Origin of the sequence: Pseudomonas sp. BSw22131 (genome assembly GCF_026810445.1) — a bacterium.
GTDB classification, from domain to species: Bacteria; Pseudomonadota; Gammaproteobacteria; order Pseudomonadales; family Pseudomonadaceae; genus Aquipseudomonas; species Aquipseudomonas huanghezhanensis.
Genome location: NZ_CP113949.1, coordinates 434689 through 450103 on the forward strand (window position 1 = coordinate 434689; position 15415 = coordinate 450103).

The 15415-nt window shown below is 58.6% G+C and carries 22 protein-coding genes; all 22 read left to right on the forward strand.

All coding sequences use genetic code 11. The annotated features are described in order from the left end of the window. Positions 1–45 precede the first annotated feature (45 nt). The 22 genes from OYW20_RS01955 to OYW20_RS02060 are packed head-to-tail and all read left to right on the forward strand — an operon-like array spanning position 46 to position 15413. The gene (locus OYW20_RS01955) at positions 46–507 is read left to right on the forward strand and encodes a head completion/stabilization protein (RefSeq protein WP_268799058.1); all 462 of its coding nucleotides are present in this window, start codon (positions 46–48) and stop codon (positions 505–507) included. Further along, on the forward strand, positions 507–962 hold the full coding sequence (locus OYW20_RS01960) for a phage tail protein (RefSeq protein ID WP_268799059.1): 456 nt from the start codon (positions 507–509) through the stop codon (positions 960–962). The genes OYW20_RS01955 and OYW20_RS01960 overlap by 1 nt, the downstream gene beginning before the upstream one ends. Then, positions 943–1599 carry a phage virion morphogenesis protein gene (locus OYW20_RS01965; RefSeq protein WP_268799060.1) on the forward strand — a complete coding sequence of 219 codons (657 nt, stop codon included), beginning with the start codon at positions 943–945 and terminating at the stop codon, positions 1597–1599. Before OYW20_RS01960 ends, OYW20_RS01965 begins: the two co-directional genes overlap by 20 nt. Before the next feature lie 11 nt (positions 1600–1610). Next, positions 1611–2726: a DUF2586 domain-containing protein gene (locus tag OYW20_RS01970; protein WP_268799061.1), complete on the forward strand. Its 1116-nt coding sequence runs from the start codon at positions 1611–1613 to the stop codon at positions 2724–2726. 3 nt (positions 2727–2729) lie between these two features. Further along, entirely contained in the window at positions 2730–3179 is a 450-nt protein-coding gene (locus OYW20_RS01975; protein ID WP_268799062.1) for a phage protein, read from the forward strand. After that, positions 3179–3391 (forward strand): TraR/DksA family transcriptional regulator, encoded by a 213-nt coding sequence (locus OYW20_RS01980; RefSeq protein ID WP_268799063.1) that lies wholly within the window; start codon positions 3179–3181, stop codon positions 3389–3391. The genes OYW20_RS01975 and OYW20_RS01980 overlap by 1 nt, the downstream gene beginning before the upstream one ends. Then, positions 3388–3714 (forward strand): hypothetical protein, encoded by a 327-nt coding sequence (locus OYW20_RS01985; protein WP_268799064.1) that lies wholly within the window; start codon positions 3388–3390, stop codon positions 3712–3714. The genes OYW20_RS01980 and OYW20_RS01985 overlap by 4 nt, the downstream gene beginning before the upstream one ends. Further along, entirely contained in the window at positions 3711–4238 is a 528-nt protein-coding gene (locus OYW20_RS01990) for a lysozyme (protein ID WP_268799065.1), read from the forward strand. The genes OYW20_RS01985 and OYW20_RS01990 overlap by 4 nt, the downstream gene beginning before the upstream one ends. Further along, positions 4235–4744 carry a lysis system i-spanin subunit Rz gene (locus OYW20_RS01995; RefSeq protein ID WP_268799066.1) on the forward strand — a complete coding sequence of 170 codons (510 nt, stop codon included), beginning with the start codon at positions 4235–4237 and terminating at the stop codon, positions 4742–4744. The genes OYW20_RS01990 and OYW20_RS01995 overlap by 4 nt, the downstream gene beginning before the upstream one ends. Continuing rightward, positions 4741–5031, forward strand: a complete 291-nt coding sequence (locus tag OYW20_RS02000) for a putative phage tail assembly chaperone (RefSeq protein WP_268799067.1) — start codon at positions 4741–4743, stop codon at positions 5029–5031. The genes OYW20_RS01995 and OYW20_RS02000 overlap by 4 nt, the downstream gene beginning before the upstream one ends. Before the next feature lie 23 nt (positions 5032–5054). Continuing rightward, the gene (locus OYW20_RS02005; RefSeq protein WP_268799068.1) at positions 5055–5195 is read left to right on the forward strand and encodes a DUF6890 family protein; all 141 of its coding nucleotides are present in this window, start codon (positions 5055–5057) and stop codon (positions 5193–5195) included. Positions 5196–5215: 20 nt separating this feature from the next. Next, positions 5216–5941, forward strand: a complete 726-nt coding sequence (locus tag OYW20_RS02010; protein ID WP_268799069.1) for a DNA-methyltransferase — start codon at positions 5216–5218, stop codon at positions 5939–5941. 9 nt (positions 5942–5950) lie between these two features. After that, positions 5951–7912 carry a phage tail tape measure protein gene (locus OYW20_RS02015; RefSeq protein ID WP_268799070.1) on the forward strand — a complete coding sequence of 654 codons (1962 nt, stop codon included), beginning with the start codon at positions 5951–5953 and terminating at the stop codon, positions 7910–7912. 1 nt (position 7913) lies between these two features. Further along, complete coding sequence (locus tag OYW20_RS02020; protein WP_268799071.1) at positions 7914–8231, forward strand: DUF2590 family protein; 318 nt, start codon at positions 7914–7916, stop codon at positions 8229–8231. Continuing rightward, a complete protein-coding gene (locus OYW20_RS02025; protein WP_268799072.1) occupies positions 8228–9403 on the forward strand; it encodes a baseplate J/gp47 family protein in 1176 nt (391 codons plus the stop codon). Before OYW20_RS02020 ends, OYW20_RS02025 begins: the two co-directional genes overlap by 4 nt. Further along, positions 9393–9920, forward strand: a complete 528-nt coding sequence (locus tag OYW20_RS02030) for a phage tail protein (protein WP_268799073.1) — start codon at positions 9393–9395, stop codon at positions 9918–9920. Before OYW20_RS02025 ends, OYW20_RS02030 begins: the two co-directional genes overlap by 11 nt. Before the next feature lie 11 nt (positions 9921–9931). Then, positions 9932–11593 carry a phage tail-collar fiber domain-containing protein gene (locus tag OYW20_RS02035; protein WP_268799074.1) on the forward strand — a complete coding sequence of 554 codons (1662 nt, stop codon included), beginning with the start codon at positions 9932–9934 and terminating at the stop codon, positions 11591–11593. A gap of 8 nt (positions 11594–11601) precedes the next feature. After that, a complete protein-coding gene (locus tag OYW20_RS02040) occupies positions 11602–12312 on the forward strand; it encodes a DUF4376 domain-containing protein (protein ID WP_268799075.1) in 711 nt (236 codons plus the stop codon). Next, positions 12309–13232, forward strand: coding sequence for a hypothetical protein (locus tag OYW20_RS02045; RefSeq protein WP_268799076.1), 924 nt, complete (start codon positions 12309–12311; stop codon positions 13230–13232). The genes OYW20_RS02040 and OYW20_RS02045 overlap by 4 nt, the downstream gene beginning before the upstream one ends. Beyond that, positions 13229–13768 (forward strand): baseplate complex protein, encoded by a 540-nt coding sequence (locus OYW20_RS02050; RefSeq protein WP_268799077.1) that lies wholly within the window; start codon positions 13229–13231, stop codon positions 13766–13768. The genes OYW20_RS02045 and OYW20_RS02050 overlap by 4 nt, the downstream gene beginning before the upstream one ends. Further along, on the forward strand, positions 13765–14457 hold the full coding sequence (locus OYW20_RS02055; protein ID WP_268799078.1) for a hypothetical protein: 693 nt from the start codon (positions 13765–13767) through the stop codon (positions 14455–14457). Before OYW20_RS02050 ends, OYW20_RS02055 begins: the two co-directional genes overlap by 4 nt. Beyond that, positions 14442–15413, forward strand: a complete 972-nt coding sequence (locus OYW20_RS02060; protein ID WP_268799079.1) for a hypothetical protein — start codon at positions 14442–14444, stop codon at positions 15411–15413. The genes OYW20_RS02055 and OYW20_RS02060 overlap by 16 nt, the downstream gene beginning before the upstream one ends. Positions 15414–15415 lie beyond the last annotated feature (2 nt).

The window sequence follows — 15415 nt, forward strand, 5'->3', positions numbered from 1 at the left end:
TTCCTGAAACATGGTTTCCCGCCCTATTCCAAGAGCAGCTTGCAGATGAGTTTTTCCGGTAAACCCACCGCCTTGATCAATCAGCCCATTGCCAACGACGGCTTCTGGCCTGACCTGGACGTGGCTGAATTTCAGAAAGGGTATCGCCTGCCGGCGGAGTACCTGGTGGATCTGCTGGTGGACGGCATTTCGCAGGCGATGGGCGAGGTCAATGTCGACCTGGCCCGACGCAAGACGGCGTGGCAAAGCGTCGGCATAGACAACGTTGCCGCTGCGGATCCAATGATTCTGCCGGAGCGGACTTTCATGGCCCTCAGCTACAAGCGCGCCGTGTACTGCCGAGCGAAAGCGTATTTGCTTAGCCAGTTCGCAACGGTCATCCGTCGCGACTCTGCCGAGAATCTGGCCAAAGAGGCACCGCAGACCCACGAGCAGTTTCTGTCTTTCAGTCAGCAGGCCGTGCGGTTGATTCAAGGCCGCAGCCGGGTCACGGCGGAGTTGATCTGATGGAAAAACTTAGGACGCTCACGCGATACCTGGTCGAGCGCTGCATGGTCCCGGCCGAGCAAATCGACAGCTGGGCGGAACAGGTCAGTTTGCCGCTGTACTGGAAGCCGACTGAAAAAGGGCTGCACATGGGCGACATGCGCTATCGGGCCGTGATCTCGATAGAACGCTTTGCCGACAATCCGGCACGCCTGATGGCCCTGGTTGGATCTTGGCTGGAGGTTTGCGACCAGGATCGCGCAAACGACGATTTGGCGGTGCCGGTGTTCGAGATTGATCAGGTCACTGCTGATGAAGCCGATGTCGAGCTGCAGCTTGATTTCATCGAGCCGCTGCACCTCAGCGAAACCGACGACGGCGAGATTCATGCGTTCGGCAAGCGATGGGCTCTCGTGCCGTTCGACCTGTGGATTGCTGAGCGGGGGGCTGTGATCAGTGACCGCGCCGCCCCTTGATTTCGACATCCGGGGCTTGCTCAACGCCCAGGAGAAGTTACAGCTCTTGGCGCTGCCAGCATCCAAGCGACGCAGGCTGCTCAACAACGCCAGCAAACGGCTGCGCACCCCGAATCGCAAGCGTATCCGCGATCAGCGCAACGTCGACGGTTCGGCCTACGCCCCCCGTAAAGCGCGTCGCAAACGCAAGATGCTAAGTGGTTTGGGCAAAGGCCTGCAGGTCACACGTCTGAGCGCCGACCAGGCCGTGCTCGGATGGCAAAACCGCCTTGTTTCTCGAATCGCCGCCGAGCATCAGCACGGCCAGACCGAGACGATGACACTGGCCCGATTACGCCGGTTGGGTAAAAGCCCCGATTACGGGATGCCTGCGACCAGGCAGCAGGCACGAGCGTTGCTCAAGGCGGGTTATCAGATCCGCAATGGCAAACGCTGGAAGCGGCCTGCGCCGCGATGGATCGTCGAGAACCTCAAGAGCGGTCAGGCAGGTTTGATCCTCGCCCAGCTCGAAGGCCACACCAAAAAACAAAGCTGGAAGATTGCGCTTCCCGCCCGCGACGTATTGGGCGCGACTGCAGACCAGGTGCGCGAAATCCTCAGCACCGTCTTACAGCAAACCCTTAATGCCCCACGATAGCGAGACCTTCCATGGCTCAAGGCAAAGTCAGCGTCAACAACCTGAATCTGGGTCAAGGCCCGGTCACGGAGATTGAACGCTATTTTCTATTCATCGGGCCGGCGTCGAAAAACGTCGGGAAATTGATGGCGCTGAACACTGACAGCGATCTGGATATCGACCTGGGCGACTCTGACTCCGACCTTAAAACCCAGATCACCGCGGCTCGCTTGAATGGCGGTAATCGCTGGGCCTGCATGGCGGCGCCGCTGGCTGAGGATGGTGACTGGTCAGACGCTTTGGACATGGCTCAGCGCGAAGGTGTCTCGGTCGAGGCGGTGGTCATCACCAAGCCAGTAACTGACGGCACTGAACTGGCTGCAATGCACGCAGCGGCCGTGTCACTGAACAATCAGTATGGCCGCCGCGTGTTTGTGATGGCTGCCAGCGCCGGCATTACCGCTGATAAAGACTGGGCGGCGTACCTGGGCGAGCAACGCACCGTCACGAAAGACCTTTCCGCTGCACTGGTGATGGTCGTGCCACAACTGCACGGAAACGATCTGGGTGTATTGGCCGGCCGGTTAGCCAACGCTGCCGTGAGTATCGCCGACAGCCCGATGCGCGTAGCCACAGGCGCATTGGTCGGGCTCGGAGCTGTGCCAGTAGACAGTGAAGGCCAGTCACTGCCCTCGTCCGTTTTGGCAGAGCTCGACAAGGCGCGTCTGTCGGTCCCGCAGACCTACCCCGATTACCCCGGAGTGTACTGGGGCGATGCCAACATGCTCGATGCGCCTGGCAGCGATTTCGGCGTCATCGAAAACCTGCGCATCGTCGACAAGGCCGCTCGGCGTGTCCGCATATTACTGATTCGCATGGTCGCGGATCGCACAGTCAACAGCACCCCCAACAGCATGGCGAGCACCACCCTCAGGTTGATGCGACCGCTGCGGGAAATGTCGCGCTCGGCGACGTTTGCCGGCCTGCAATTCCCTGGCGATATACAGCCCCCAAAAGACGGCGACATCGTTCTGATCTGGAAAACCCGAACCACGATTGAGGCCTACATCAAATTGCGCCCCTACAACTGCCCCAAGGACTTGACCGCGAACATCGCGCTCGACCTGTCTTTAGAGGACGAGGAGTAACTCATGGCCCGTATCAGCGGTATGAATTTTGACGTCACCCTGGGCGATCTACAGGTGCACATGGAGAAAGCGTCTCTCGACATCACTGACAACAGCGCAGTGGCCCAGACAAAGGGCGTACCTGATGGCCACGTCGACGGCGACGTGGCTGCCAGCGGCGAGTTTGAGCTCGACAGCCAGAACTTTGGCCTGCTGATTGAGGCTGCTCGCCGCGCAGGCTCGTTTAGAAAGCTTGAGCCTTTCGACACCCTGTTTTTTGCGAAGACCGCAACCGACGAGCTGCGTGTAGAGGCCTTTGGCTGCAAGGTGAAGATCGCCAGTTTGCTGGACATCGATCCAAAGGGCGGCAGCAAGTCCACTCACAAGGTGCCGTTTGACGTCACCAGTCCGGACTTCATCCATATCAACGGTGTGCCGTACCTCGACGCTACCGAGATCGAGGGGCTGAGCTGATGGTTGACTCGTTCGACCGCGCCCAGGCACTGGAGCAACGTCAGCGCGATGAGGCGCTCAAGGTCCAGCTCGCCCGCTTTTGCCCGACCGGTCCGAGCCTGCGCCATTGCAAAGACTGCGGTCAGAACATACCGCCAGCGCGACAGGCGTTGGGCGGGATCACCCGATGCGTACTGTGCCAAAGCGCATTCGAACGGAGGGGCCGTAGATGACCACTACTGAGCCTGCTGTTGAGGTGGTGGTGGTCGACGCCGCCCTGTTCAGAAAACTCGATAACCTGGTAGCGGTACTTGAGCACCGTGTGAATGACATCGAGGATCGACACGAAACCGTACCGACCCGCGTCACCAAGCTGGAACAGCAGTTTGAACACATGGCCGGACAGCTTTCGGCCCTAAACGAGGGCCAAGCCACCCTGACCCGTACAGTGACCACAATCGGCACCAAGGTCACTCGACTTCTGACCATTCTCACTGTGCTGGGCGCGCTGCTTCAGATGGCCGTGCCCGCAGTGCTGCGCATGTGGTTTCCATGAGTCTGCGCGGCAAGATCGGCGCCGGTGCAATTGCGTTGGCCAGCACCCCATTGATCCTGTTCCTAGGCACATGGGAAGGCACCGGCCAAAACATTGTTTATGGCGACAAGCTGGCCCGGGGACTTCCCACTGTTTGCAAAGGGCTCACCGAGCACACAAGCCCATATCCCCTGGTAATCGGTGATTTTTGGTCTGACGCACGATGTGCAGAAGTGGAAAGCCTGGTCATCCGGAAAGGGCAGCTCGCTCTGGCTGACTGCCTGACGAACCAACAGATCGGCCAGAACACGTTCGACGCGCTGAGCAGTCACGCGCACAACGTGGGTACTTCAAACACCTGTGCCAGTCGAGCCGTGGGCCTCATAAACGCCGGCCATTTAGCAGAAGGCTGCAAAGCCCTGGCATGGGCGCCCAATGGAACTACGCCCGTTTGGGCTTACGTCACCGACGCTGCGGGACAAAAGCACTTTGTGCCCGGTTTGCACAGTCGGCGTCGTGCCGAGGCGAGGCTTTGCATCCAATGATTGTCAGCCCGCTGCGCCTTGCTTTGGTTCTGGTTTTCGCCGGTTTGTTAAGCCGGGTTGCCTTCGACTGGATCACCGACCAGCGCGATGAAGCCCTGCGCGAGCGCGATAACGCCCGGGACGAACTTCAGGGCATGCGTGAGGCCGCGAGAATAAGCGGCGAAATGCTTGCGGCCCGCGACCAAGTAGACCTCCAGCGAACAAAGGAACTGAAAAGTGAGCAGGACCAGAACCTGGCTTTGCGCCGCGACGTTGTGGATGGCCGTAAGCGGCTGCGCCTCCACGCCACCTGCAGCGTCCCAGTCGTGCCCGACTCTGCCCGCTCCAGCAGCGTGGTTGATGCAGACACCGCCGAACTCGCAGGAAACGCTAGACCGGATTATTTCACCCTCCGAGATCAGCTCGCCCTGAGCAAGCAAATGATCCTTGGCCTGCAGGACCACATTCGTTTGACGAGCCGACGCTCGCAACATCAATCCAACCTGAAAATGGAAAACAGCCCATGACCGATGCAGCACGTGACATCACCATGACCGTCGGAGAAACCGATTTCACGTTCACCCTGACTCCCCAGGACGTGACCAAGTACTTCAACGCCGTGACACCGAACAACAAAGTGGCTCCCTCGAACAACCTGCTGACCACCACCGTAAAACAGGAGGACCTAGCGAGCCTGCGTCCTTTGCTACGCAATCCGGTGTTGACCATGCAACTGGCCGGCGCGCTCCTCGAGGAGTACGGGCCTGACGTTGAGATCGTCGTAAAAAAGCCCTTGATCGGGCGGACCGATTGAGCGACGACGGCTTAGGTCAGTTGATGGCCTTAGTAGACCGCTGGTTGCCCGGCAGTGAGCCTACGGCCCACAACCTCGGCACCGCAAAGTACTTGGAAGACGAGCATTGGAAGCGCATGGAAATCGCCGTCTCCAACGGCATTGCCAAGGCGTTGAAGGGTTAACTACAGGAGTTTTGTAACTGATGAAAAACCACCTTTACCAGGGCGATTGCCTCAAGTTTCTGGCAACCCTTGATGCCGGATCAGTTGATGCGCTGATCACCGATCCGCCGTATTCCAGCGGTGGATTACACATCGGGGCGCGGCAGCGCTCACCGTCGACGAAATACGTCCAACCGGGACAACTGACCACCTTTGCGGAATTCACCGGGGACAACCGCGATCAGCGCTCCCAGTTGAGCTGGTACGTACTGTGGCTTTCAGAGGCTTTCCGCGTTTTAAAACAGGGAGCACCGGTATGTCTGTTTAGCGATTGGCGACAACTGCCGCTCACCACTGACGCTTTGCAAGCGGCCGGATTTACGTGGCGCGGCATCGCTGTCTGGGACAAGACCGAAGGTGTCCGGCCTCAGTCCGGCCGTTTTCGTTCGCAGGCTGAGTACATCATCTGGGGTAGTAAGGAAGGTATGCCACTGGACCGCGAGGCGCCGGTATTACCGGGCGTATTCCGTCATCCGATTTTGAGGGCAGACAAGTTCCATATGACGGGTAAGCCAACAGCTTTGATGCGTGAGGTCGTAAAGATCTGCGAGCGTGGCGGGCGGATCCTTGACCCATTCGCCGGATCGGGCACCACATTGTTGGCCGCCGCCCTGGAAGGTTATGAGTGGCTGGGCAGCGAGATGCTCGATCACAACATCTCAATCTGTCGCGAGCGGTTGGCAACCGCTGCATCAGAAGCCGAGTAAGGAACACAAATGGCCTCTGGAACCACCAGCAAACTGGACTTTGTCCTGCGCCTCGTCGACCAGGTCACCAAGCCTCTGGGCCGGGTGAACCAAAGCTTTAGCCAGTTGGGCCAACAAGGCGCCAACGGAATCAAACAGATGGGCGTCGGCCTGGGTGGATTGGTTGGCACTGGGTACGCGTTGCAGCAATCACTGCAACCGGCGCTGGCTCAAAACGCTGCCCTAGGCACAGTCAAGAGCTTGGGCGTAGCCGGTGATGCTCTGGATCTGCTCAACACCAAGTCCCTGCGGTTCAGCATTGCCTATGGCGAAAACGCCACCGCCTTTGTCAGTTCGGCGTACGACATTCAGAGCGCAATCGCTGGGCTGACTGGCACGCAGTTGGCGGCTTTCACAGGCGCTTCCAACGTACTGGCCAAAGCCACTAAAGCCGATGCTGCGACCATCACCAACTACGTCGGCACCATGTACGGCATTTTCAAAGGTCAAGCCGACTCAATGGGCAAAGCTGAATGGGTTGAGAACCTGGCGGGCACCACCGCCTTAGCCGTGCAGATGTTCAAGACCACCGGGGCACAGATGAGTGCGGCATTCACCGGGATCGGTGCCAACGCCACCGCTGCCGGTGTCGGCCTATCTGAACAAATGGCCATCCTCGGCACACTGCAATCGACCATGAGCGGCGGCGAGGCTGGGACCAAATACAAGGCTTTCCTCTCTGGCGTCGGTAATGCGCAAGACAAGCTGGGCCTTAAGTTCACCGACAGCCAGGGCCGGCTGCTGCCAATGCTGAACATCCTGGACAAACTCAAGCTGAAATTCGGCGACACCCTTACGGTGGCCGATTCCGACGTGCTGAAAAAGGCCTTCGGCTCTGATGAGGCTGTGGGTCTTATCAAGCTGCTAATGAACGACACCGCTGGCCTGGCCAATAGCATGGATCAGTTGGGTAAGGTCAAGGGTATGGCGCAAGCCGAGACCATGGCAAAGGCCATGGTCGATCCTTGGCAACGTTTTAACAGCGCAGTCGAAGCGGTGCGAATTGCATTCGGTCAGAAGCTGTTGCCGACCCTCAACCCATTGATCGAGCGACTCGCTGAGGGAGGATCCTCACTAGTGCGCTGGACCACGCTGTTCCCCAACCTGACCCGTGTCATCGGCTTGACCGTTTTGGGTGTGGTGGTCCTGACTGCCGCAGTGTCGCTGATGACCTTTGTCTTCGGTGTTTGGCGCACGGCTGCCGTGCCGGTGCTGATGCTGTGGAAGTTGATGACCGCAGCTTCCTTGGGCAATACCAGGGCCTACATGGTCAACGCTGCCGCCATGACTTTGTCCTGGATGCGCATGGCAGTGCTGGTCATCTGGCTGCGTTCGGCCACTGCCTCGATGATGATCTGGCAAGCCGCGATCTGGCTGACCAACACGGCATTGTGGGCCAATCCGGTGACTTGGATAGTTGTCGGGATTATTGCCTTGGTCGCAGTGATCATCGCTGCCGTCTACTACTGGGATGAATGGACCGGCGCCTTGCTCAATTCCGATGCGTTTATCTGGGTGTCCGATCAGCTCACAGCGCTTTCGAGCTGGTTCGATTCCATGGGCGGATGGTCGGGCATGGCCACTGCCGCGTGGGACGGCATCGTTGCGATCTTTCACAGCTCTATCAACGAACTGATCGCCATGCTGAACAAGATACCCGGCGTCGACATCAAGGCTAAGTTCGGTGAAATGCCTGCGGGCCCTGATCTCAGCAGCCTTGAGGCCGCCAAGCGTGCGCAGCAGACCATCAGCGCCGCAATCCCTTCTCTTTCCCCTTCACGTGCGTCGGCGGTACCGCCTGGCGGGCTGCTGACGAGCATCCAGAACAGCACCACCCAGAACAACGGCAAGCAGGTTGAGACCGTGAATATCTACACCAACAAACCGATGACAACCCATGAACTGCAGGGGCTGATGGATATGGCGGGCTGACATGAGCAACTACGTCGACCTTTTGATTGTTGGCAATGACTTGGCGCTTGATCCATCCAATCAGCCGCTGCTGGTGGATGACAGGGCCAGCATTGCCCAAGACATTGCACACATGATCCGTGACAGCGGCCTGCTGGTGACGCTGATTGCCGAGCGTGACCGGCTTCGTCAGCGTGACTGCATCCAGCAAATCGAGCTGCTGGTGGAGGCTGATGTTCGTTTGGTACCGGGCACGGCGCGAATCCTTCAGGAGATACCCGGACGGTACCTGGTCACTGCAACCACTTTGAAATTTGGGCACATGAAGGTGACTCTGTGAACGAAGTGGATTTTAAAGAAGCCCTGCAGGATGCCGGCATTCCAACAACCGAGGCAGAGCTGAAGAAAGCCTGGGAACAGGAAGTCGCTGATCAGGGCAGCAAACTGAGCAACACAAGCGCGTATTCACCGTTTTGGAGGATCGTCTCAGCCTTGATCACCAAGCCGGTGCTGTGGCTGATATCCCTGATCACGGGCACCGTACTGCCCAACTTCTTCGTGAAGACCGCAGTGGACGGCTGGCTGGACATGCTCGCATGGGCGGTAAACCTGGAGCGCAAGCAGGCAACGCTGGCTAAGGGCTCGCTGCTATTCACCCGTGGCTCGGCAGCCGGCACGTTGGTTGTCGACGTCGATACCCGAGTCCAGTCGGCCGCGATCAATGGGCATGTCTATGAGCTGAAAACCACCGAGGCCGGTACATTTGCCGACGGACAGTATCAACTGGCGATCCCCGTTGAGGCTGTTGACGCTGGAAGCGGATTTAACCTGGCGCCAGGCTACTACGCGATTTTGCCAGTGCCGGTACCCGGTATCGTGCAGGTCGTTAACGCAGATGACTGGCTGACGAGCCCTGGCGATGACCGCGAGCCCAACGACCAGTTACGGCTGCGCACTCGCAACCAGTTCTCTGCGGTCAACCAGTACCACACGGACGCCGTTTACCGCGCGATGATCACCACGTTCCCTGGTGTGCGTCCCGACGGCGTGTTTTTTGAACACGGGGCACCGAGGGGGCCAGGTAGTGCCAATGCCTACGTACTGTTCGAAGCGGGCGTCCCGGCAGATGAGTACCTGGCCACGATCAACGCTTACATCAGGGAGCAAGGTAATCACGGACATGGTGATGACCTGCTGGTGATGGTCATGCCTGAAACCCTGCACAGCATTGAGCTCAAGCTCTGGCCTCTTGCCAACCTCACCGCCGAGTTACAGACCCGACTGCAGCTGCAGGTCGAGCAATTCATCCGCGCAGCATTTCGTGAAAGCACCACCAGCGACTATCAACCCACCTTGACGGCACCTCAGGCGCGCTTCTCGTTTTCGCGCCTGGCGGAAGAGCTGCATGAACAGTTCCCCCGCATTGAATCGCTGGCCTTTACCAACACCGACATCCTTTCCGAGCTGAACATCCCTCGTATTCAAAGCCTGAAGGTGACCCTTGAACCTTAAATTCGAGTTGCCTTTCTGGTTGAACGGGCCGGAGCTGAACAAGCTCAAGGCTGCCGCTCACGGCTGGTGGACAAAGGTTGAACAGTGGGTGCAGTGGCCGCTGCTGCAGATGGACCCAGAAACCTGCCACATGAACATCCTTGATCTACTGGCCTGGCAGCGGGACATCAGCCGCTTTCGCGGCGAGCCCGAGGCGCTGTACCGGCTACGAGTCAAGTTTGCGTTCATCAATTCAGTCGACGCCGGCTCAACTGCCGGGCTGATGCGGATCCTCAATCGCCTGGGCGTGGGTTACGTCGAGATCGAGGAGCGGCTTGAGGAGCGGGACTGGGATGTCGTGCTTCTCAGACTTACTGACTCACAGCTTTCCGATAACCCCGAGCTGCTGCGGGTGATCGTTCAGCAGTACGGACGCACCTGTCGGCGCTATGACTTTGTGACCATTACTCCGGTGGCCTTACTGGTCGCTGTGGCTGACTTTAACGACGATCAGATGACCCTGATCGCCACGCTGTAGGAGGCTGCCCCTTGGCCGCTGCCATTACCAAAGCCGGCGAAAGCCTGATCGCCCAGAAGCTCAACGCCGGGGAAGTGCTGGAGGTCGTGCGCTTTGTGCTCGCGCTAGTGCCAGACCTGAACCCTGATCAACCGGTTGACCGTGATGGCGCCAAACCTCCCGCCGAACAGGTTGTTCTCACTCAGGAATACTCCCAAAAGGGGTTTGTGAACCCTAACCAAGTCGTCTACAGCCTCATGATGGGCAGTGAGCTTGGGGACTTCGACTGGAACTGGATGGGCCTGGAAACAGCGGAAGGCGTACTGCTTTCGGTCGCCTATGTGCCGATCCAGCAGAAGCGCAAAAACATTCCGCCGCATCAGATCGGCAACAACGTCACTCGCAACTTCCTGGTGGCTTTCGACGGCGCCCAGGCACTGACTGAAATCACTGTTGATGCCAGCACTTGGCAGCATGATTTCAACGTGCGACTGCACGGCATCGATGAGCGCGAGCGTCTGAGCAATCGCGAGATCTACGGCCGCGCCTGTTGCTTCGGCAGCGGGTATGAACTGGTCAGAATCAACGATGGCTTTCAACTCCAGCCAGGCTTGGCGTATGTCGAGGGCATTCGTCTTGCGCTGGCAAGCGCCATCGATGTTCCTCAACCTCCCGGGGCGAATACATCGGCTTGGCTTGTAGTGTCTCTCGCCCGGGACAGGAATGACGTCGTCTCCCGCTGGGAGCTGCTTTACGCCGAGGAGATGGCGGATTACGTAGACGGCAACGGCGCCGCGCACTTTTGCGAGCGTATTGCGACGGTGGTGGAAGGCAGGCTTATCGACACGCGAGCCGCAGAGCCGATCAGGGGAGCCCTGATCAAGCACTTTGCCGCTCAGGTCGGCGACTATCCTGAGCTGCGCGCCCGGGCGACCACCAAAGAAGACGTTGAACTGGGTGAGATACCCAACGCCATCAGCGACGATCCGGAGACCGATAGCAGCGAGATACTCGCCACAACTGCCGCGCTGAAACGGCTTGGCCAACAGATCAGCGACTCAATGGTTGGCATGGTTGCGGCCTTCGATATGGAGGTGGCCCCTCCGGGATGGCTCAAGCGAAATGGCTCAGATGTTTCACGTACGGCCTACGCCAAACTGTTCGCAAAAATCGGCACTCTCTACGGTGCCGGCGACGGAGTAACCACTTTCAATATTGGTGACTCCCGTGGCGTGTTCATCAGAGGGCTGGATGAAGGTCGCGGATTAGATCCTGACCGTAGGCTGGGAAGTCTTCAAGCCGGACAAATCGAATCTCACTCCCACGAAGCGTCCGCAGCTCCGGCCGGCTATCACGCCCACGCTGGCTCAACTGATGCGCAAGGCCATCATGCCCACAGCGGTTCCACCTACGGAGCAGGCTCGCATAGCCACACAACCAACGCGCTTGGATCTAACAATGGTTTCAGTGCTGGGTGGATCGCGGCTGGTGGTGCATCAAATCTCCCTGCCGCAGGCCTATCGGCTGTCGGCGATCACGCGCATGCGCTTGCAATAGATGGGGCAGGCACACACGCCCACAACTTGAGCATCGCAGCGGACGGAAACCACGCCCACGCAATCGCAATAGGAGCCACCGGGGGTTCAGAAACCAGACCTGCCAACGTTGCGTTGCTTATGTGTGTCAAGTATTGAGGCCAATGATGAAAAGCAAAACCGTCTACCAAACTAACCACCTTGGCGTATACGTCGGCCCGATCGAGGCAGAAGAGTCGCCCTTGGAGCCTGGCGTCTTTCTGGTCCCCGGTGGTTGCGTGCCAACGCCCCCACCATTGGACGTGCCTGATTTCAAAGCAGCCTGCTGGACGGGGAAAGCCTGGCAATTGCTCGACTATTTTGAAGGGCTGATCGTCTACAGCACCGCCAACCGTGAGCCACTTACGCTGACCGGAATCGGTCCCATCCCCAATGGTCACACCGTGAGACGACCGGAGCCCGATCAGATCTGGAAGAACGGGCGTTGGGTTGATGATCTGAACACCCAGCTCGCAAAGCTGTACCCCGTAAAGCTTGCCCAGATAAATGACGGCTGCGCCTCATGCATCACTTCGGGCTTTTACTCAGATGGGCTTGGCCAACCCCATCGCTACGACAGTACGCTGGAAGACCAGGTGAATCTGACAGGCATGATCCTGAGCACACTGGATGGTCTATGCGCTTGCACCAATCAGGAGGACGAAAAAGCCTTCCGTGAGCACACCGCTGAGCAGTTGCATGTCGTTGGCCAAGATTTGGTGAGCTTTAAACAAATCGCTCTGCAGCACGCCGAGCAGTTGAAAAAGGCGTTGAACCACATGCTTTCGGATAAAGACCTGGTTGGCATGAAAGCGCTTGAATGGAGCGCACCGGCATGACCTGGTCGCAGGTAACCATGCGCTGGCCCGCAAAGGCCACTCAATGGATGGATGGCCTCAACATGGCGAAGGATCTCGCAGGCGGGGAGTTGGTTAATACCGCGCTGCGCTTGGCCGGGCTGGATGGGTTGGCCACCACCACCCCCGGACCTGTCGGGGAGGCAGCTATCGCTGCTGTAGACGCTGGGCGCGCCGCGATGGAGGGCCAGCTCGGTCAGGCTCCTGGATGTATCGCCGTTACGCCATTCCAATCCGGGATTGGGCAAGGCAGGGGCTACCAGCGCTTCTTATCGGCGCCCAACCTTGTGCAACTGCTCGGTGACAAGTTGCTGGATAGCTCGGGGGCTGCGGTGCTTTCCGGGGAGCAACACGCTCTCGTTATCCTTTTTCTGTCCACTCGCTATGAACAATTGGCTGCAAGCCTGGCGCGCTTCAATGCATTGCTGCCGGTGCCAGAGCTGACGCGGGCTGAAAAGCGCGCCAGCCATCTTTCACGACTTGAGACGGAGAAATGGGTCTTGCCGGGATCTGGTTCTTCGTCGGGCTGGAGCACTTTGCCGCTGGAGCGATGCGCAATCACCAAAGCTACCAAGCAGGCACTGTCAGGTCAGCTCGCCATGCTTGAAGGCTACATTGCTGACAGCTCCCCCCTTGGGGATTTGGGCGCTTTGGCTCAACGCAAAGTTGCGCAGAGCACAGCACGCGATCAGCAGCTCAGCGCAATCAAAGAAGCCTTGGCCAACCCTATTCCCGAGCTTTCTACCGTGACCCGCCTGATCGGACCAGGCAACACTGCCGAGCTGCGGCGCCAGCTATTGGCCGAGGCCGCTCCCGGCCACGAATGGGTGCTGTGCGCAGGCGTGATGATGGTCGGTACTCTCGAAGGCTTGAGCTTTGTCCAGGAACTGGTGGGTTTATGACGCTGCTACTGGATGGGCAAAAAGTCAGGGGTAAATCCCTCAAGGTCACAGCCAACCTGCGGATCGAGAGCAAGGATCTATCCGGGCAGACCAGCAATACGGACAGCTCGCACACAGGATTCAAGCCCAAGGCTCTGACCGTATCCTTATTAATCCCGTATCGCGACCGAGCAAACCTGACCGACCTCATGCGCTTGGCCGAAGGAACCGGCGCCGGTGGCGCGCTCAAAATCTATCGGCTGGTGAATGACACCGCCGAGGCGTTCGGCGTGCGACAGGTTCAGTTCAGCGACAACATCAGTGCCCGTGAGGATGACAGCCTTTCAGCATGGCGAGTCCAGTTCACGCTGACCGAGAAGCTCTCCAACCCGGAACGGGTCGAGACACGTCGACCTGCCAGCCAAGTGCAGCAACAAATCGGCGCAGGCAGCGAAGTGGCAGATGCGTCGGCTGAGCGCGCGCCCGGAGGGCCCGAGCTAAGCGGTTTCGAAGGCTTGCTCAAGCGTGTCGACGACTACCTGGCGCCGCCCCTGTGAAACTGAACAAAGTGCTGAGCATTAACGGCGAGCCTTTCGAGCTGGTCAGCGATGAGGTGCGACTAGATCTGCATAATCCCGGTCGCGCCAATTTCGTGATCAATTCCCCTGGGCAGCAGAAGGGTTTGGTGACTCTGGACATTGGTTACAACGACAAGCCGCTGCAGCGTCACTTTGTCGGCTACGTCGAACGCTGCACTACCTCCAGCAGCCAGGAGCAGGTGCTTTTTTGCCGTGAGGTGGCCGCGATTCTGACTCACCCGCTACCGATGGGATTGCGCCATGTGAATTTGCGGGACGTGCTGACCGAGGTGAGCAAAAAAACAGGACTCCGGTTTCGCGTTCCCGACGCGCCCTACGCCAAGGTGAAGTCACCGTACTTTTACTCCCTCGCCGCAGGTATTCAGACCATGGACAGCCTTGCCCCGGTATTCAACATTCCGGATTTCATCTGGCAACAACAGGGTGATGGGGACGTTTACGTGGGCAGTTGGGCTGACAGTTACTGGGGCAGCAAACCAGCGCTGCAGTTACCGGTTGAGCTGTTCGATCAATACCAGGGCAATCAAAGCGCGACTGTCGCCGCTCTTCCCGGGCTACGACCAGGCGCCACAATTAACCAGGGCGAGCGGATTACGTCAGTGACGCTGGCCGGCACCGAGATGGCCATCAAATGGAAGAGGTTGTAATCCGCATTGTCGAACGGCGTTTCCCGGAGCTCACCGGGAACTATCACTTGCCACGACTGGCGCAGGTCATCGCTATTGCGGACCCGCCATCTGAAAAGGGATTGAGTGACGACTTCCGGCCGCGTTATGGCGTCCACCTTCTGGTCATGGGGCCGGACGGTGAAATTGACTCATCGTTACCCCCTTTGCTGGGTGTGCCACTGCCGATACCAGCTGGCGGTGAGGAAGCCGGATTCTTCGGATTCCCTGCCATCGGTACCACCGTCGTGGTGAGCTTCGCCTACGGACTGCCGAGCAAACCTTTCATCATGCAGATCCTGCCACACGGCTTGAGTCTTCCCAGCGTTCCAAAAGGCGATCAGCTTTGGCAGCACAGCGAGGCCGTACAGCAGCGCGTGGACGCGGAGGGCAACTGGACCCGGCAGACAGACGCGAAAATTACCGACCGGGCAACTGAGCGTGCGGTACAGGCGCTGGAAAACGAAGAGACCTATCTGACCACCGACATCGATGTCGCTAACCATAGCAGTGAGACAGTGGGAGGCACAAAGACCGTTCAGGCGCTGGGCGCGCTGAAGCTTCTCTCGGGTGGATCCGCGAGCCTGGCCAGCGTTGATGATTTGCACCTCGCCACGGGCCGGAATTTGAATCTGGTGCTCGGCCAGAAGCATAACGCCGTGGTCGGTGGCGATATGACGGAGATGATCCTTGGCGCCCGTAGTAGCGTGGCCGCCCTTCAGCAACGCTTGATTGCGCCGAAAACCTGGTTAGGTTCTGAGGCGGTTAACGTGTTGCAAGTACTGGCGGATCTGATCGATCTAGTGGAGCAAATGAACGCATCTATTGCAGGGCATATGCATGGCCCCACACCGCCTCCAGGCAATCAGCCAGATTTTATAGGTCATGCATCAGCTGCAGGAGCGCTTAGTGCGAAGCTAAAACCGATTACGGGATAATC